14 protein-coding genes and 2 pseudogenes are annotated in these 17,564 nt (G+C 60.4%); 4 read left to right on the top strand and 12 right to left on the bottom strand.

What is annotated here, in order from left to right; translation table 11 throughout:
- Positions 1–5: 5 nt before the first annotated feature.
- The 3 genes from AC1DNW_RS14165 to AC1DNW_RS14155 form a co-directional block, all read right to left on the bottom strand.
- A complete protein-coding gene (locus AC1DNW_RS14165) occupies positions 6–698 on the bottom strand; it encodes a fumarylacetoacetate hydrolase family protein (protein WP_115034591.1) in 693 nt (230 codons plus the stop codon).
- Between the two features lie 164 nt (positions 699–862).
- Positions 863–2,887, bottom strand: coding sequence for a CHASE2 domain-containing protein (locus AC1DNW_RS14160; protein ID WP_477853212.1), 2,025 nt, complete (start codon positions 2,885–2,887; stop codon positions 863–865).
- The gene (locus AC1DNW_RS14155; RefSeq protein WP_477853210.1) at positions 2,887–6,603 is read right to left on the bottom strand and encodes a FecR domain-containing protein; all 3,717 of its coding nucleotides are present in this window, start codon (positions 6,601–6,603) and stop codon (positions 2,887–2,889) included. Before AC1DNW_RS14155 ends, AC1DNW_RS14160 begins: the two co-directional genes overlap by 1 nt.
- Before the next feature lie 178 nt (positions 6,604–6,781).
- Here AC1DNW_RS14155 and AC1DNW_RS14150 point away from each other — a divergent pair, with 178 nt between their 5' ends.
- Entirely contained in the window at positions 6,782–7,321 is a 540-nt protein-coding gene (locus AC1DNW_RS14150) for a Pycsar system effector family protein (protein WP_113297105.1), read from the top strand.
- 71 nt (positions 7,322–7,392) lie between these two features.
- Here AC1DNW_RS14150 and AC1DNW_RS14145 read toward each other — a convergent pair.
- From AC1DNW_RS14145 to dusA, 3 genes and pseudogenes are all read right to left on the bottom strand, one after another.
- Positions 7,393–8,229: pseudogene (locus AC1DNW_RS14145) on the bottom strand (SDR family NAD(P)-dependent oxidoreductase).
- A gap of 294 nt (positions 8,230–8,523) precedes the next feature.
- Complete coding sequence (locus tag AC1DNW_RS14140; protein WP_113297103.1) at positions 8,524–9,042, bottom strand: DUF992 domain-containing protein; 519 nt, start codon at positions 9,040–9,042, stop codon at positions 8,524–8,526.
- A 149-nt stretch (positions 9,043–9,191) separates the two neighbouring features.
- Positions 9,192–10,229, bottom strand: a complete 1,038-nt coding sequence (dusA, locus tag AC1DNW_RS14135; protein WP_477853208.1) for a tRNA dihydrouridine(20/20a) synthase DusA — start codon at positions 10,227–10,229, stop codon at positions 9,192–9,194.
- Between the two features lie 483 nt (positions 10,230–10,712).
- Between dusA and AC1DNW_RS14130 the strand changes: the two genes are divergently transcribed.
- Both AC1DNW_RS14130 and AC1DNW_RS14125 read left to right on the top strand, forming a co-directional pair.
- Positions 10,713–10,907 (top strand): hypothetical protein, encoded by a 195-nt coding sequence (locus AC1DNW_RS14130; RefSeq protein WP_113507809.1) that lies wholly within the window; start codon positions 10,713–10,715, stop codon positions 10,905–10,907.
- A 212-nt stretch (positions 10,908–11,119) separates the two neighbouring features.
- Complete coding sequence (locus tag AC1DNW_RS14125) at positions 11,120–12,460, top strand: hypothetical protein (RefSeq protein ID WP_477853207.1); 1,341 nt, start codon at positions 11,120–11,122, stop codon at positions 12,458–12,460.
- A gap of 197 nt (positions 12,461–12,657) precedes the next feature.
- Here AC1DNW_RS14125 and AC1DNW_RS14120 read toward each other — a convergent pair whose 3' ends face one another.
- Both AC1DNW_RS14120 and AC1DNW_RS14115 read right to left on the bottom strand, forming a co-directional pair.
- Positions 12,658–12,999 carry a hypothetical protein gene (locus AC1DNW_RS14120; protein WP_113297099.1) on the bottom strand — a complete coding sequence of 114 codons (342 nt, stop codon included), beginning with the start codon at positions 12,997–12,999 and terminating at the stop codon, positions 12,658–12,660.
- A gap of 245 nt (positions 13,000–13,244) precedes the next feature.
- Positions 13,245–14,230: pseudogene (locus AC1DNW_RS14115) on the bottom strand (MBL fold metallo-hydrolase).
- A gap of 116 nt (positions 14,231–14,346) precedes the next feature.
- Here AC1DNW_RS14115 and AC1DNW_RS14110 point away from each other — a divergent pair.
- Positions 14,347–15,336, top strand: a complete 990-nt coding sequence (locus AC1DNW_RS14110) for a LysR family transcriptional regulator (protein ID WP_162748598.1) — start codon at positions 14,347–14,349, stop codon at positions 15,334–15,336.
- Between the two features lie 45 nt (positions 15,337–15,381).
- Here the strand turns inward: AC1DNW_RS14110 and AC1DNW_RS14105 are convergent, their stop codons facing one another.
- From AC1DNW_RS14105 to AC1DNW_RS14090, 4 genes are all read right to left on the bottom strand, one after another.
- Positions 15,382–16,179 carry a glycosyl hydrolase 108 family protein gene (locus AC1DNW_RS14105; protein ID WP_113310988.1) on the bottom strand — a complete coding sequence of 266 codons (798 nt, stop codon included), beginning with the start codon at positions 16,177–16,179 and terminating at the stop codon, positions 15,382–15,384.
- A 304-nt stretch (positions 16,180–16,483) separates the two neighbouring features.
- Positions 16,484–16,762: a hypothetical protein gene (locus AC1DNW_RS14100; protein ID WP_113297096.1), complete on the bottom strand. Its 279-nt coding sequence runs from the start codon at positions 16,760–16,762 to the stop codon at positions 16,484–16,486.
- 178 nt (positions 16,763–16,940) lie between these two features.
- Entirely contained in the window at positions 16,941–17,165 is a 225-nt protein-coding gene (locus tag AC1DNW_RS14095) for a hypothetical protein (protein WP_113310987.1), read from the bottom strand.
- 106 nt (positions 17,166–17,271) lie between these two features.
- Positions 17,272–17,487, bottom strand: a complete 216-nt coding sequence (locus AC1DNW_RS14090; protein ID WP_113297094.1) for a hypothetical protein — start codon at positions 17,485–17,487, stop codon at positions 17,272–17,274.
- Positions 17,488–17,564: the final 77 nt, after the last annotated feature.

Below are 17,564 nucleotides of genomic sequence, written 5' to 3'. Positions count from 1 at the left end.
TCTCCTCAAACCACTTTCAGCGACAGCGTCGCGATGCCGTCGACGCCGCAGGAGATGCTGTCGCCCTTGTTGATGGCGGCGACGCCGGCGGGTGTGCCGGTCATGATGACATCGCCAGGGGCAAGAACGAAGAGTTTCGAAAGCTCCGCAATGATTTCCGGGACTTTCCAGATCATCTGGTTCAAGTCGCCATCCTGCTTTTTGACGCCGTTCACCTCCAGCCAGACGCGGCCATCAGTGGGATGGCCGAGGCTGCTTGCCGGCACGATGGGCGAGACCGGGGCGGAATGTTCGAAGGCCTTGGCGAGCTCCCACGGGCGACCAAGCTTCTTGGCTTCGGCCTGCAGGTCGCGGCGGGTGAAATCGATGCCGACGGCGTAGCCATAGATGCAGTCGAGCGCCTTTTCTGCCGGAATATCGGCGCCGCCGGCCTTCAGCGCCAGCACGCATTCGACCTCGAAATGCACATCCGATGATAGCGGCGGATAGGGGAAATCCTTGCCGGAAAACAGGTTGTCGGCGTTCTTCTGGAAGAAGAAGGGCGGCTCGCGGCTCGGGTCATGGCCCATTTCGATGGCGTGGTCGGCGTAATTGCGGCCGACGCAATAGACGCGGCGGACCGGGAAGGCCTCGGCACTGCCTTCGACGGGCAGGAGAACGGGTTGCGGCAGGGGGATGACGGTGGCAGGCAGGGACATGATGGGACTTCTCGGCTGTTACGGGATAGCGATCGGACGAGTGGTCTGTCCAAAGAGTCTGGCGGCATCCTAGACTCAAAAGGCGACCAGGGGAAAGTGCACCATCTTTTTGTTCTCACGCAATTCCCGACGCAAAATCGCTGCGCAGTTCTGCTGGAATTGCTCTATGGAGCCGCGTCGTCCTGCGCGAGGTTGTTGCGCACCAGCGCGTAATAGGCCGAAAGCTCCGGAATGGCTTTCGGCAGTGTTTCGAAGGCAGGGTCGGAGATGGTGAGCCGGTCCGCATATTTCGCATTCAGAAAGGCATCGTGTTCGCGCAGGGCCGTGCGGTGACCGCCATGCAGCACGGTGAAGATCGGCGAGGGCACCGTGCGGCCCTTGACGATGATGCGGTCGAGCTCGACCACGGCGTAATGATCGCCGATGAGGCGGGCGGTTTCTTCTCCAAGCAGCAGGGCGACGCCGTAATTCTTTGAAGCGCCTTCCAGGCGAGAGGCGAGATTGACGCTGTCGCCGAGGCAGGAATAGTCGAAGCGGCGGGTGGAACCCATATTGCCGACGATGCATTCGCCGGTATTGATGCCGACGCCCATTTTGAGGATATGCAGCGGCCGCCCTGACGCGACGGCCTCGCGCTCCAGTTCGCGGTTCAGCGTGCCGATCGCATCCTGCATGGCAATCGACGCTTTCACCGCGTGCAGCGCGTGATCGGGGTCGTCGAGCGGCGCATTCCAGAAGGCCATGATGCAATCGCCCATATATTTGTCGATCGTGCCGCCGTGATCCATGACGACATCGGATAGCGGCGTCAGCAGGCGGTTGATCAGCGTCGTCAGCTGCTCGGGATCGTCCTTCATCGTCTCGGCGATGGTGGTGAAGCCGCGCACGTCGGAAAACAGGACCGTCAGCGTACGTCGCTCGCCGCCGAGTTTTAGCTGCGAAGGATCGTTCGACAGGCGCTTGACGAGATCGGGTGAGATATATTGGGCAAAGGCGAGCGTAATCTGGCGTTTCTGGCGGCGCTCCTCGGTATAATCAAAGGCCGCCTGGCCGAAGGCGACGGCGACGAAGGCAACGGTCGGCCCAAGCGGCGAGACGAAGACATGGCCGAAGCGGATGCCGGCATAGCTGACTGCCGCAAAGGCGAGCACGGCGGCGGCGGTGGCGACCAGCGTTCGCCAGCTCGTGGCTTTCCAGACCGTGGCGGCAGCCAGAATGACCGATATGAGAATGCAGGTTGCGACCGGCAGCAGTCCGGCTTCGGATATGGCGAGACCATGGACGATATTGTCGTAGATGGTGGCCTGCACCTCGACGCCGGAGATCAGCTTGCCGGTGTGGACGGTATAGGGCGTGGCATAGGCATCGGCGCCGCCCTGGTCGATCTCGGGGGCGTTTTGCAGGCTGAGGCCGACCAGCACGACGCGATCCCTGAAGATATCGGGCGGCAGGAAATTCTTCGGGTCCAGCGCCTGATAGTAGGAGACGGTGGGGTAGCTGCGGGCCGGGCCGAGGGACTGGATGAGGGAGCCTGCCGGCAGATGCGTCGCATTGATGCCCGCAGCCTTTGCAAGCTCCATGGCAAAGCCATCCGAATAGGATGGAATATTGCGGAAGACGCCGTCGCCATTCAGGGTGATCGAGGCGATCCCGGTGCGCGCACCGGCTTCCGTCATCTGCGGCAGCGGCGTGGTGCGCAGCAGCTGGTCGGCCTGGGGCGTCTTGATCAGGGTTTCATCGCCGGCAAGCACGACATCGGGGCCGACGGCAGCGGTGATGGCCTGATCGTTTTCGGCCGTCGAAGGCTCGGCCATGATAATATCGAGCGCGATGGCTTTGGCGCCGGCGGCGCGCAGCTGCTTGACGAGCTCGGCATGCAGGCTGCGCGGCCAGGGCCATTGGGCGTTGATATCGGCCAGCGCCGGCTCGTCGATCGCCACGATGATCGGCCCGCCATCGGGTGGCAAGGGATCGTCGACGGTGGAGAGATAGTCGAAGGTGCGCAGCTCCGTCAGAGTCCAGGCGGGCAGGCGGGAGATCAGCGAGATCGTGATCAGAGTGACCAGCGCCAGCACGAGAAGGCGGATGCTGCGGCTTGAGAAGGGCCAGCCGGGCGGGCGGGCCGACGGGCGGTCCTGCCTTGTGGGGCGCTCTGCGTGAGGGCGTGGCTGGACGGCGCGCGCCGACATCAGAAGCGGATCTTCAGCGTGCCCTTGAAGGCGCGGCCCCAGCCGGGGGTGCCGGGCAGAACTTCAAAATCTTCATCGAGAAGATTGTAAGCAGCAGCCTCGAGTGCGATGCGCTTGTCGAAAGGTTCCCAGATGAGATGGGCATCCAGGCTCCAGTAATCATCGAGCTTCGTGCCGACCAGATCGCCGGGACGCTCGCCGACATAGTTTGCCGCAACAGTGGCTTTCACCTTGGCTTCATTGACCCAGGTTAGCGCGATCTGGCCCGAGTTTTGCGGAATGAAGGGCAGATCGCCGCGATAGTTAAAGGCTGTCGGATCCTTGTTCTCCGAATCCATATAGGCATAGGTGGCCGAGAGGCCGAAGCCGGATCCAAGCGCGACGTTGGCCGTGACGGCGGCGCGGTCGATGGTGCCGCGCCCATAAGACTGACTGTCGACGATTGCGAGGCCAGTGATCGGCAGGCCGATCGAGAAATCGTGCAATTCCTGATGCTGGTATTCGACCGAGGTAAACAAACGGTCCGTCCATTCTGCGTCCCATTGCAAGGCAACCGTATCGGCGTAGCCCTCTGCTCCGACCGAGAATTGGTTGGCCTGCAGGCCAAGGATGCCGACCGGCGCCAATGATGGTACGCCCGTGTCGAGGCCCTGTCGCATGAAGGCGGCGCGCAGCCACTGATTTTGCACGGGTTCCCAGGCAAGGCCGAAACGAGGCTCAAGCCGGCTGACATCGGTGCCGTCGCCTTCCAGGCGTGTGGCGAACAGTGCGTATTCGCCCTTTAGAGCAGGTGTGATCTCGTGAAGGAGATCGATATAGGCGCGGCCGATATTGACGCGGTTGCTCTCGTCGGTCGGATCAAATGTCCGCTCGCCCACCAAACCCAAAATGTCATCGAGATGAATCGTTGTCTTGTTGCGGCTATCGGTCCATCCGCCTTCGATACCGTATCGCCAGGTCAGTGTGTCATCACCGATGTTATGGCTGATCGCAGCTATGTAAGTTTTGGAGGAATTCTCCAGGCTCGTTTCCATGAACGGAAAAAGATCTGGAGCGGGAGCGCCGGTAGCCTCGGAGGCATCAAATGTATAATCGAAGAGGCTTTTCGCCTTGCCTTCGGAATAGAGGAGTGCGGTATTGAGCACATTCCGATACCCGAAGGTGTGGCTCCAGCCGATGCCGCCAATCGTCGTCTCACCCTCATCATATCTGTTCTGATAGAGAGGTAGATCCATCGTCGGTATTACACCGCCGAAGACCGGCAGAAAGAATTCTTCATTCAGGCGGTCGGTGAATGCCGTGCTTGTCGTCAGAGCATTCAGCGGTCCGTAGCTTTTGCCATGATTGATGAAGCTGACGATACGGTCATCAGGCGTCAGCGTGGCCGTCAGGTACGCATTGCCCGTGAGTAGCTTGTTGTCCGTCGTATATCCACCGAAGTCACGGTAATCGCCATCGAGCGCCAGCTCTTCCCAGGTCAGGTTGCCGTAGAAGCTGATCGGGATCGTCGCGTTCGAATAGCCCTGGATTTCCGCTTCGCCGATGCGGCGCGTGTGGCCGTCGACGCTGTTGATGCCGCCGCCGAGCGAGCCTTCGATGAAGGGTACATCGAACAGCGATGCCGAGCGCGAACGGCCGGACAGCATGTGGGGAGAGAGCAGCAGGCCCTGGATGAAGGACGAGTAGCTCGACGCATTGTTCCGGTTCTGGATGACGTTGTCATCGCTGAAGCTCGTCGCGTTGACGAAAGGAAAGATGCTGCCCTTGATCGACTGGTCGATATAACCGCTGCCTTTGAAGGGATCGAAGACGGCATCGCCATAATAGCGGCCCCAGGCATCCAGGCCCTGAAGGCGGAAAGCGTTGTTCAGCGTCGAGCCGGCGCTCGCATTGGCACCGAGCCCGCTGAAATCGCCGCCGCGGGCGCGCGAGCGGCGCAGGAATTCCTGCGCGTTGGCAATCGCGCCATCTGAATTGTAGTCGTCGATATCGACAGCGGTGCGGAAGGCGGAGATGACCGGATCGTTATCATCCAGGCGGTTGGCATTATCGAGGGCCTGCTCGGAGGGGAGGCGATCGCCCTTTTCATAGTGTGCGGCCGCAAGCATCAGCTGCGATTGCGAATGAGCCGGATTGGCGGTGCTGGCCGCCAGTAGATCCTCCAGCGCCTTGTCGCGCTCGCCGGACTGCAGGTAGTAACGGCCGCGGGCAAGCAGGGCGATATCGAAGGACGGGTCGAGGGCGATTGCCGTATCGATCTCGCGCTTGGCCTCCTTCATGCGCCCCTGATCGAGATAGAGGATCGAGAGGTTGGCATGCAGCAGCGGATCCTGCGGGTCTAGCTCGATCGCCTTCTTGAAGGCCTTTTCCGCTTCGCCATTGGCATCGCGCGAACTCTGCAGCAGGCCGAGCGAATTCAGCGTGCCCGACGCGCCGGGCGCAAGCTCGATGGCGCGGTTCAGGTCCGCAAGCGCGCCGTTGATGTCGCTCTCATAGGCTGCCTTGTAACCGGCGCGGGCGGAGAGCGCCATCGGGTGATCGGGGTCGAGCGCCAGCGAGCGTTCTATCGCTTCCTTCATCTGCTCACGGTCATCGACGAGCTGCGCCAGCTGGGCGCGGACTGCCGGCAGGGTCGGGTCATCTGGATAGTGCTGTTCCGCTTTCCTGATGATCTCGAGCGCTGCGCGCGGGTTTTCCAGGAAGCCGGCCGTATAGGCCTGCATGATCGCGCCATAGGGGCCGGTGGTGTTGGCTGGAGGCGGTTCGGCATGCGCGGGATCGGCGAGCGACCGGGCGAAATAGCCGCCATATCGGGCCATGGTTCGGCGTGTCGGGTCGAGATGCGGCAGCGCCTTCTGGAAGAGCCTGGCGGCATCGCCATAGCGCTTTTCGGAGCCGGCAATGGTGGCGTCGAGCAGGTCGACGCGGGCCTGCTGTGCGACCGTCAGCTTGCGGCTGCGGATATTTTGCAACGTTGCAGCTGCGGCCTGACGCCCGTCGAAGGCGCTTTGCACCTCGGCAAGTTCCAGCCAGTCTTCTATGCTGCGGCGCTCGGGCGGCAGCGCCAGAAGGCGGCGGCGCTCGGTGGCCATACGGTCGGCCCGCAGCGGCGAGGTCGGCATCAGGCCGAAGCCGTCGCGCAGGTCCAGATAGAAGAGCATCTGCTCGCGATCATCCGGATTGACGCTGATGAGCTTGTGCGGCGCCTGGCCGATGGTGGCGACGGCGCCTTCGCCCTCGTTCACCTCGATGCTGCCCTGCGGGTTGCTGAGCGCCACGCGGCCTTCGAGCACGATCATCGAGGTTCGGGCGCCGTCGACGGTCATCGTCCAGTCCGTGCCGCGGATGGCGGCTGCGGCGGCTGGTGTCTCGACCGTCAGGCCCTGGCCGCCGCGCTGGGCGCGGGCCCAGATGGTGCCGGACTGCAGATTGAGGATCGTGTCGCCGGTCGCAGACATTTTCTTGACCTGCAGCGCGGAATTGCGGCCGAGGCGGATCTGGGTGTGATCGGAAAAGAGGATGGCGAGCTGACCGGTGGCATTGGTGCGCAGCACGTCACCATCCAGAAGGTCCTGGTTGAGATCGACGACGCGCCAGTTGCTGACATCGACGAAGCGCACTTCCTCGCCGGTCTTGCGGGCGATGACGGAGCCTGCAGCCGGCGTGGCGCGCTGCAGCGGCTCGGCTGTAACCGGACACGCAAGTAACGCTGACATGAGCGCAAGAGTGGATCCCGCGCACAGAAAAGACTTCGACCCCGACATCCCAGATACCCCCGCATCTTTTTCCCGTTTGGCCAAGACCGGTGTAAAAGTCAAGTCGGATGCACACGTGTTCTTGCTTTCACAACCAAGTGTATTATTAGGGAAACACTATTGCGGGGTGGGGTTTCCTTTGAGCGAGTTTGAAAATTATGCGGAGCTGCCCTCCAGTTCTCCGTCGACGGATGATATCGGCTCGGGATATTTCGACCATATCAAGAAAATCAACGACATATTCTATGATCAGATCAAGATATCGGATCAGAAAGCCGCTTATATCTTTACGTTCATGCTTGCCTTTCTTGTGAGCTCCGTCGAAGTGAGGGCGGTCTTCACCTGGGTGCGCTATGCGCAGGGCACGCCGCAGGCCATTCTCTTCTCCGGCCTCCTGGCCACAGCCTCGGTCTTTTCGATTCTGTCGGCCATCCTCGTGGTGCTGCCGCGGCGGCTCGATAAATCCACATCGATGTTCTGGGGCGCATGGCCGCGGCATCGCGACGTCTTCTTCGATGCGGCGATCCGGCGCGACGAGCGCTATCTCTTCGACCAGTATGTGGAAAATGCCGACATTCTTTCGCATATCGCGCGCAGCAAATACCGGTTCGTGACGATCGCGTTTCGGGGACTGATGGTGACGGTCGTGGCTTATGTGCTGCTGCTGGTGGCGGCCTAATCCACGGTCTGGTTTGCCGCTCCCATGATCACTGGCGGATGCCGCTCGAGGCTGCAATGCCAGACGCGAATTCAGCTTTTCGCAAAGTCCGCCGCTGTGAGGGGAACAGGTCTGTAGCCGTTGACGTCAGCAATATCGTATTCCCGACCCAGCTCCGCCGCGACCAGGACCTGCCCGGATTTCGACATCAGCGCAGGGTCCCGCCAGAGTCCTGATATGACGTGGCCGATGAACCTGGGGGATTCGGAGTTGGACAGGTCGAAATATTCGGCGTTCTGCATGACGGCTTCGGTGCGGACCAGGCCGGGATAGAGTGCGACGGCGGCGACATCGTGCGGACGCAGATCATGGGCGAAGTCTGCGGCCATCTTGTCGGCAGCGGCCTTGGCCATGCCATAGATTGCGTTGCCGTCGTAGAATTGCGCTGCCCAGAATGAAATATTGACGATCAGACCACGCTGCGCCGAGATCATGACAGGCGCCACTGCACGAGACATCATGAAAGCCGCCCTCAGGGCCGTGCCGATCATTGCGTCCCACCGCCAGACGGGCTGCTCCCAGAAGGCTCGAGGCCAGGTAAAATCGCCATCCTCGACCATGTTTTCGTAGCCGGGCTATGCATTGTTGACCAGAATGTCCAGCCTGTTGCCGGCTCTGATCTCTTCGGCCACGCGCTCGGTCTCGGTGTCGTTGCTGTGGTCGCACTGATGAACGACGCGTCCGGGCAGATCCGCGGCCTCGAGCTCGAGCCCTTCCAGCGATCCCGCGTGTTTGCCCCCGGTTGCTTCTGCCTCGGAGCGCGTCCTTCCGGTGACATGCACCGTGGCGCCCTCGGCGAGCAATGCAAGCGCAATCCCGCGGCCGACGCCGCGGCTTGCGCCGGTTACCAGCGCGACGACATCCTTCATGTCGGCGATCCTCCCATACGATGGTTGTTTGCGGGCCGCGGTCCGTCAGTGCGCATCCGGGCTGCGACATATCCGCCGGACAGCGCAAAATACGGCGCCACCGCGCCATTGTGAAGATCAGGGAGAGCAGCTGTTTTGTCTGTGATCGACTGGACAGGCTGCGATCGGCGTTATTCGGTCCGCTTCATCGTGCCTGCACGGCCAGCCGGTAGCGAAAACGCCAATCGTTTCCTTGCAGATGGCGCGAACGACTTCGTGAAGCGGCGGCGACCTGTCGGCCGCCGCCTGTAGGGGTTAGCGCGTGGCCTTCAACTGGAGGCGGGAGACGCCTGCGGCCACATTCACACCGGTTCCGGTTTCACCGCTGAGCGGCTGCAATGCGAAATTCTTCGAATTTCCGCCGATCAGCGCATTTGCCCCGAGGCCGACACCGACGGAAGCACCGGCGGAAGCGCCGACATAGGTGCCGGCAAGAGCGCCATCACCGACGCGCGTGGGCGCGGTGTTGACGACGATCCAGCTGAGATAGGATTTGCCCGTGACGCCGACATCGAGACCGAGCTTGCCGATCGTGCCTCTATAGTGTTCGACCCTGCCGGTGTTCTGCTTGAAGCGGCAGTCGATCGCCTTGCTCGAGCCGATGATCATGCCGACGCCGCCGGCGACTTCGCAGGAAAGTGTGCCGAGACGCTGCCTTGGCTCATTTGCGACCTGCTGGGCGGCGTGTTTCGGTTGCTTGTGCTGGCTCGCGGCCTCGGCCACGGGTACGAAACCGAGGGAAGCGGCAGCTGCAAGGATGATGAGGTTCTTCATGAGTGTTTCCTTCCTAGTCTTCTGGGGGGACCGTTATAAACGTGTTCAACCCGACTTCGTTCAAACGTCGAAAGGAAACGGACCGGGCTGCAAGCCCGATCTGTCGGTAAATGTCTGCTTTGATGGTCCGGATCGATGCCTGATGCCGTTCAGGCGCTGACGGCTTCGGCGCTACCCGCAAAATCGACGGCGGCAAAGGCGGCGGCGATCACTTCCGGGCCGGCATTCGGCTTTGCGGCATCGGTCGACAGGATCTGGCGGTAGCGGCGGGCACCCGGCAGGCCGGTGAAGAGGCCGACCATGTGGCGGGCGATATGCTGCAGGCGACCGCCATTGGCGATATGGCGCTCCGCATAGGCCATCATGCGGTCGCGCAGATCGTTCCAATCCGGCTCGGCGGCGGGTGCGCCATAGAAGCGCTGGTCGATCTCGGAAAGGATCGCGGCGTTCTGATAGGCCGCGCGGCCGAGCATGACGCCATCGACATGGGCGAGGTGGCCTTCTGCCTCATCCAGCGTCTGGATGCCGCCATTGATGCCGATGAAAACATCGGGAAAGCGGGCCTTCATGCGGTAGACGATCTCGTAATCGAGCGGCGGGATCTCCCGGTTTTCCTTCGGGGAGAGGCCTTTCAGCCAGGCCTTGCGGGCATGGATCCAGATTGCGTCGGCTCCGGCATCGATCACCCTGGTCATCAGCGTGGGCAGGGCCTCTTCCGGCTCCTGCTCATCGACGCCGATGCGGCATTTGACCGTGACCGGGAGGTTTGCGACCTTCTTCATGGCGGCGACGCATTCGGCAACCGTCTCAGGCGTGAGCATCAGGCAGGCGCCGAAGGTGCCCGACTGGACGCGATCCGACGGGCAGCCGACATTGAGGTTGATCTCGTCGTAACCGTAAGGCTCGGCAATACGCACGGCCTCGGTGAGCTTAGCCGGATCCGAACCGCCGAGCTGCAGGGCGAGGGGATGTTCGGCGGCGTCGAACGAAAGCAGGCGTTCGCGCGGGCCATGAATGATCGCGTCGGCGACGACCATTTCCGTATAGAGCAGGGCGTTGCGGCTGATCTGGCGGTGGAAATAACGGCAGTGGCGATCCGTCCAGTCGATCATGGGCGCAACGGCAAAAACCGGCGCCTTGAAGTAGCGCTGGTTGTTTTCGGATGCAGCCGTCTTTGCCGTGGTCATGATCTCAAATCTTCTTTCGTCTGGTTATCTCGCGGCTCTGCCATCACGGACGAGCCTGATGTCGCGCGGCACTCGATGGATCGCCAGAGCGGGCGCGGTCATGGAGCGGGCTCCCGAGACGAGGGGCTTATACAGGAGAGATGGGGATAAAGCGAGATCGACACCAGGGGCGAACCGACCCACGAAATACAGGGACAATTGAACCAAATTCCTTCTGCCGCGTTTTTGCCACATATAGGAGGATTTCGATGGACAACCTGCTTCTGATCGCCACCCTTTGCGGCCTCATGTCTTTCGCCATGATCTGGCTCCAGACAAGAGAATAGTTTTCTGCGTCAAAGACTTGGCGCTTTCTCTACGCGCATGTCGGCAGCCTGCTTGCGCCGATTCTTAATCTTTTCTTAACCAACGAAAAAGGCGCGCTTGACTTCTTCGGAAATGAGAACAAAATGAGAACAGATAAACGTTCTCATGGAGAGTTCGATGGCAGCCAGCCCGAGTTATTCAGGAGCAGCAGACAAGGCCATGGCCTTTGTGGCGCAGCTGCGTGCCGACCGCGAGCGCCACGAAGCGCGCAGGCGGGAAGAACAGCGCCGTATCGAGGCGATGCGGCCGATCAATAAACATGTGCTGAAGGTTTTTGGCGGGCAGCAGCTGGCGCTGAAGCTGGACAGCTGAGTTCTCGGGTCTGTCCGTGTGAATGACCGAACGGGCGGGCTAACGTCTGCCGCTCCATATCAGCGGGGCGGCTGACGCTGCGGGATGTCCAAGGCACTGCTGTCGAAAGTATGGCGCGCATTCCCCTGATATTTTTACCATTTTTCTAGCCGGTCGTGGACGGTCCGGAATTTCAGACATAGACGTATTGCAACTATTCGGGGTGGGGTTTCGTGAAAAGATTACTGTTGCTGTTGGTGGCGATCACGGTCTCCGCATCAGGCGCATTTGCGCAAGATGCGGAGAAGGAGCCGTTGGAGGGGATGGTTCGATTCATGGGGAGGATCAATCCTCTCCTACAGGCTATCTATCAGGACCACATGGACGCGGCACGGAAAGTCTATGGGGAAGGCTGGGCGAATGTGTATGAGGAGCGGAAGATCCTTGCTGGGGTGATCGCGACATATGGTACTCCTGCCCTTGCGCGCGCAGGCGACAGTGCAGTGATTTCGGTCATGAACAAGACCGCCGCGCTTGCCGAGATTGTGGCCGAAAAATATCCCGAAGGCTGTGAGTATTTCTTCACCGGCAATATGTGGGATTGGTATTCCATTGCCGAAGTCAGAAACGGTCGCATGGCTGATCTGAGAGCGAAAGCCTATGCCTATCAGGACGGCAAGTTCCGCGCTCCTGTACCGTTGATGTCCGGCAAGGAGCGAGACCACATCATGAAGTGGTACCTGGGAATGACTGGGGGCGAGATATACAAGGCAAGGAAGGCCCCCAGCGGTGTGAGCGACGAAGACATGTGCTCGATAGCAAAGAAGCTCTATAACGTAGGCGCTGCGCCGAAAGAGCGACAGGGCGACTGGGGCAGGGCGTTGCTCTCGCTCGGTCCATCCCCGCAGAAGCAAAAGCCTGCCGCAGATTCGAAGACCATACCGGGTGTGGTCGCGCAAAAACCGAAGGCTGGCTCCTTCGAAAAGGAGATGCAGGTTCTCGCCGGTATCAATCCTTTCGTTCACGCGGTCTTCATGGATCACGAGGATGAAACGCGGCAGTTGCTTGCCAAGACCGAAGCCTCTGGAGGCAAGCTCGATCCGCGAGCACAAGCGGCGGCAATGGTGGCCAAATACGGCAATCCTGCGCTGTCGCGGGCAAGCGATGCAATTGCGATCGATGTCTTGAAGAAGACTGGTGAGCTCAATGAGGCTCTTGCCCGCTACTATCCGCGGGGCTGCAAGGAATTGGTGAACTCGAGGATGTCACAGAGCGCCCAGGCCATTCCGCAGGTGAAAGAGCGCTACTTCCAATATCTGGAAGCCAAACGCCTGGCTTATGAGGACGGGAAGACGCGTCCGCCCACGGCGGTGAAGATGACCGCGCAGGACATCTTGCAAATGATTACACAGCACCTGGGTGTGACCGTAGAGGAGGCGCGCAAGCTGACGAAACTCTCCGAACTCAGCGACGAAGAGGCTTGCTCGATAACGATGAGGCTCAACGCAATAGATCCCGTGCCAGAGGCGCAGCGCGGCGACTGGGCGAGGACTGCCATGTCATGGAGTGGCTGAGCGCTGCCGCTGGGAGCGTTTTACCGCCCGATATCGACCTCGCGACGGAAGGTAGCTGCCGCAGGAGCGGATCTTGCAGGGCGCGGCTTTCCCGCAACGAGAAGCATTGCCCTGCTGCTTTCCGGGGTCTTGCTGTCTGTGCCCGCCCTGCCATCGGCAAGGGCGGGCACGAAAAGACGCTGGATGCGTCGCGCGCCTCAGCGGCCCTGGAAGATCTTGACGAGTTTCGGAGTGTAGCGCTTATTTTGAATGTCGAGCAGATCCTGATAGTTGGCGCGGCCGGAGACGAGCGCTTTCGTGTATCGGCTGCAGGCAACCTTCGGAGCGTCCTTGTCCGCCACGTTCATCACGACCGCAGCGTTGTGATGCGTCTTCTTGTCGGAAAAGCTCAGGCGCCTGATGCAATCGTCAAGAAGGTCGTTTCTCGCTCGCTCGCTGCCCTGAAGCACCGTGATGGCGGCATCAAACTGCTTCTCGGTCGGCGCACAGCCGGCCAGAAGTGCGGTGGCAATCAATGTCATTGCAATATGGGCGCGCATGATTATCCCTCAAATAAGCTGATGACAGCGTCTTGTGCTGTAATAGGCACCGCATCTTTATTTTGATTCTCGCTCTGCGGGAATTCTATTCTTTGCGCTCCTTGATTTCTTCTATAGGCGGTTGAAAACCGTATCGCCCGCATGACGCGCGTGTGGCAGCGGGCGAGACGTTCCAGTCACCGATATCGTGGAAATCGGCTTTCGGCGGGCGTTCGTAACGTAGCTCCGTTCTCGAAGCTGAAGCGTCAGAACTGCCAGTTGGCGGGAACCCAGGCGTATCCGCCATCGGTCTTCAGCATGCGACCAAGACCAGGGAAGGGGTAGTGGAAGCCAAGGACCGGGATCCTGTCGGCGGCAGCCATATCGAAAATCCGTCGACGGGAGGCAAGCGCTGCGTTTTTGTCCCTATCGGGGCCGGGTCGCCACGGATTGTCGACATTGACAACGGGATGGTAGGCGAGGTCTGCCGTCAGCAGCAGCTGATCATTGCCTGAATGAACGATGAAGTTTGCCATTCCTGGTGTGTGGCCAAACGCTGCGATCGTGCTGAGCCCCGGCACGATTTCGGCGCCAGCCTCGTAGAGCTCAACGTCTTTGGCATAAGGCTCGAGACTATGCTTGATGGCCGCACCAAAGCGAACGCGGAAATCCTCGGGTACCGGCATATATGACAGATCGGGATCGTTGCGGACGAAGAATTCCCAGTCGGCGCGTGGCACGAAAACAGTTGCTCTGGGGAAAGCCATTGTGCCGTCGGCAGTTCGAAGGTTACCCACATGGTCGGGATGTGTGTGCGAGACGACCACGACGTCGATATCTGCCGGATCGAGACCGATTGCTGCCAGATTGGCAAAAATGCGACCTGCGTTCGGTCCCATCGTGCCGCCTGCTCCTGCTTCGATGAGGATGCGGCGGCCCGCATTTTCGATGAGCAGCGTATCAGGTTGAGCGTCAGATGGTCGGTGGGAAGAAAGGCGCGACGCAACACCTCCTGAAGCTCTGCTTCCGGTGCATCACTGGCATAGATCCTCGGAGGGCCACCGATGACGCCATCACTCAAAACCGTTGCCGTGATTTCGCCGACGCGAAACCGGTAGTGGCCTATGTTGCCAGAGCCTGGTGTCTTCGTTTGGGCCTGAACCACACCGGCGGCGCCACCAAGAAATGTACTCGTGGCGCCAATCACCGCACTCAGCATTACGGCGCGCCTGTTCAGCGTGAAAGCGTTCATGTGTGCATCCTTCGCAGTCATTGCTGAAGCAGCTCGCAGAACAGCCGCGAGTCCCAACAGCGGTTGGTTGCCGATCATCGTCCATCCGGTCGAGTGCCGGTGGATGTCCTTCTGAGATGACACACAGACATCGCGCTGATAAGATATGTAAACCTACCTGGCTTGATAAGGACTGCTTCGCAATGAGCCAATTGCGGCTGGACAGTTTCGATGTATTCGCCTCGATCGTGCGATGCGGCGGCTTCCGTGCCGCGGCGGCTGAACGTGGCGTCTCGTCTTCAGCTTTAAGCCAGACGATCAACTCACTCGAAGAGGTCCTGGGGATACGACTGCTCAATCGGACGACAAGAAGCGTGTACCCCACCGAAGCAGGCCAGCGCCTGCTCGAGCGCCTCGCTCCGGCATTGAGTGACATCAAGCTCGCGATCAGAGAAGTGGACGATCTTCGAGCAAGCCCGTCCGGCACATTGAAAATCAATGCGCCGGCTCCGGCCGTCGATCATGTCCTATGTCCGTTACTGTTTGATTTCATGCAAAAATATCCAGCGGTGAAGATCGAGGTGATCAGCGATGCTGCGATCGTCGACATTGTGGAACTTGGTTTCGACGCAGGCGTCCGGTTCGGTAAGCAACTGGCACAGGATATGATCGCAATCCCCCTGGGGCCGTCGCTTCGTTACACGATCGTGGCTTCCCCTGACTATGTCGAACGGTTCGGAAGGCCGCTGACACCGCACGATCTTGTCGGCCACGACTGTATCCAGCGCCGGTTTCCAGGCGGCACCCTGGTATCGTGGAGGTTCTCCCGTGCAGACGATCTGATGGAGATAACGCCTGCGGGGCGTCTGACACTGAGTTCGGCCGCTAACGAGCTTCAGGCCGCCCTGGCCGGCATGGGAATAGCGCACGTATTTGACGACTACGCGAGACCGTATATCCAGGAAGGAAAGCTGATGGAGCTCCTTCCCGATTGGAGTCCGGTTTTGCCAAGCTGGTTTCTCTATTATCCGAACCGGCGGCTCCCGAGCGCGGCTATGCGTGCATTTCTGGACCATGTCAGACATTTCACCTGGCGCACCGATCCGGCAAGCGGGCCAGAGGACTGACACGAGGGCGGCTTCTTCACAGGGGGGCAAGCTGGCCTCCGCCCGCTAGCCCCCGACCATCGCCTCCCGATATGCCTGCGCACGCTCCTTTTCCCGCACCGCCTTCACCACGAGCACACCCGCAACCGCGAGCCCGGCCACCATTACCCCACCAAGCACCCACAGATTCGCCTCCGCCGGCAGCGCCGCACCCGTTCCGGCCCCACCCGATGCCGACACCGCAATTGCCGCACCTGCCTTCCGCAGCGTGCCGGCAGCCTTCTCGGCCTTGCTTGCCTCATCCGCCAGGGCGGCCTTGGCGTTCACGCCCGGCTGGCTGCGCAGGAACATCGCCACGGCCTTCACCTCGATCCTTGCCACGCGGGCCGACCAGCCTTTGCCGTAGGTTTTCCAGATCGCCAGGCTTTGCATGAAGCTCAGCCGCCTTGCGCAGAGGGCTTTGATTTCCCTTGTGCCGGCGGTTGCGGCTTTGGCGCGGGTGATGGGGCCGAATTTGCCGTCGGCGGGAGCGCCGATCACGGTCTGGGCGTCGCGCAGGGCGCGGGCGGAGCCGGAGTTGACGGCATAGTCGAAGATGGCGAGGTCGAAACCATCAGGCAGCGTGTCGCCACCGATTTCGTCCCAGTATCTGGCCTTGTAGATCGGCTGGACGTCGTCGAGCGTCAGGTTGCGGATGTCGAGATCGGGGAAGGCGGCCGCCGAGATGCCGTATTTGGTGCCTTTCAGCGTGCCCTTGCCGATCTTGCCGCCGGTCCAGTTGCCGGGGTCGGTGCGCTCCAGGGAGAGGCCGCCTTCGGATGCGAGCGTGATGGAGAGGCATTCGGGGAAATTTGCGCTGGTCATGCCGCGGGTCCTTTTCGATGGATCGCGACAAGATCTGACGGCAACAGTTGTGCCTGTTGCATGAGGACGGGAGGAGTGACCGCCGCCTCCGTTACAGGAGAACAGAGAGGGGCGCGGCGGCCGGCTTTTGACGGCCTGTAAAAGAACCACCCGCGAGAGACATCGTTCCGAAATGAAGCCTAATCAAATAAGGCTAAGGGACGGTTCGCAGGTGTGGAATCGCATCGGAAATGGCTGTGCAAGGCGGGGCAATTCGCTCGACCGGCCTGGCAGTTGATGCCGATCGGCGTATTGCCTGAAGACATCAATGTCTGGTGCTACTGACCTCGGGATTGGCCATCTTGAATCTTGCCAGCATGTCGAGGGCCTCTTTGACGATTGCGTCTGATGTCGCAAACGAAGAGGAGGCGATTTTTTCGCGATCGCGGAAGAGGCGGCCGGCAAGCTCTTCCATGACGGTTGACAGGCGATCACCGTTGCCTTTTGCCACGAGGGCGGAAAAGTGCAGGGTTTCGCTCAACAACAGCAGAGCCGCCAAGCGTTGATCTCTTGTCAGTTCGTTTGCGGGCTTGATCTGGCGCACGTGTTTTCCGATCTGATCTCTGATTGTGATCGGGCGCTGCAGCCGCGCCCTAAAGCGTGTCGCGATCCAGATCCGCTTGTCACGCTTTAAGTCTTTGTTTTGCGCATGTGGTCATCGCAAATCAGGCTTTTTGAAAATCGATCCCGATTTTCGGACGATACGTTAGAAGGCGCCGGTTTTAAGGCTCCTGCAGTTCACCTCTCTCACGAAGCTTCAGAATGCCGAGCTGGATGACCTTTATGAGATCTGCCTGCAAGGAGCCGCGACTGTCCTGATATTCTTCCAGGGTGGGCTTGGTGACGGTCGCATAGGCGAGTGTCGACAGGCGATCATCCTTCACAGCCTGGGCTCCGAGATGCCAGATGCGGTCAAACAATATGCGGTCGAGATTCTGGCGTGACATGCTATTTCTTTTCAATTCACTTCTTCTTGTCGGCTTGAGGCTGAAACGCCGTTGATCGAAAGGCCGCCGCATCATGCTGATGGCGTGCCGGAACGACTTGCCTGCTTCAGACGGGTGCCGCCAGCCAGCGTTTCTCGGATAATTCCGCATCTTCATGCGCCCAGTGCGCGAATGCGTCGAGAGATTGCGAACGGTAAATCGGGATGCCGAATATGAACTGCCGATAGGCAACCTGGCCATCCTCCACCTGCCGCACATAGCGGCGGCGCCTGTCATATCGCGATACGTAGGCGTGGCCGGGCTCGATAAGGGAAAGCTGCATTGGAAGAACTCCATTTCTTCGATAATGGCCGGCAGCCGAGCGAGTTCCGACGCGGTTCAAAAAAAGTACTGCATCCC

Source organism: Rhizobium sp. 05L429, assembly GCF_056397645.1.
The sequence above is the reverse complement of the archived record's forward strand: the minus strand, read 5'-3'. Positions and strand labels throughout refer to the sequence as shown.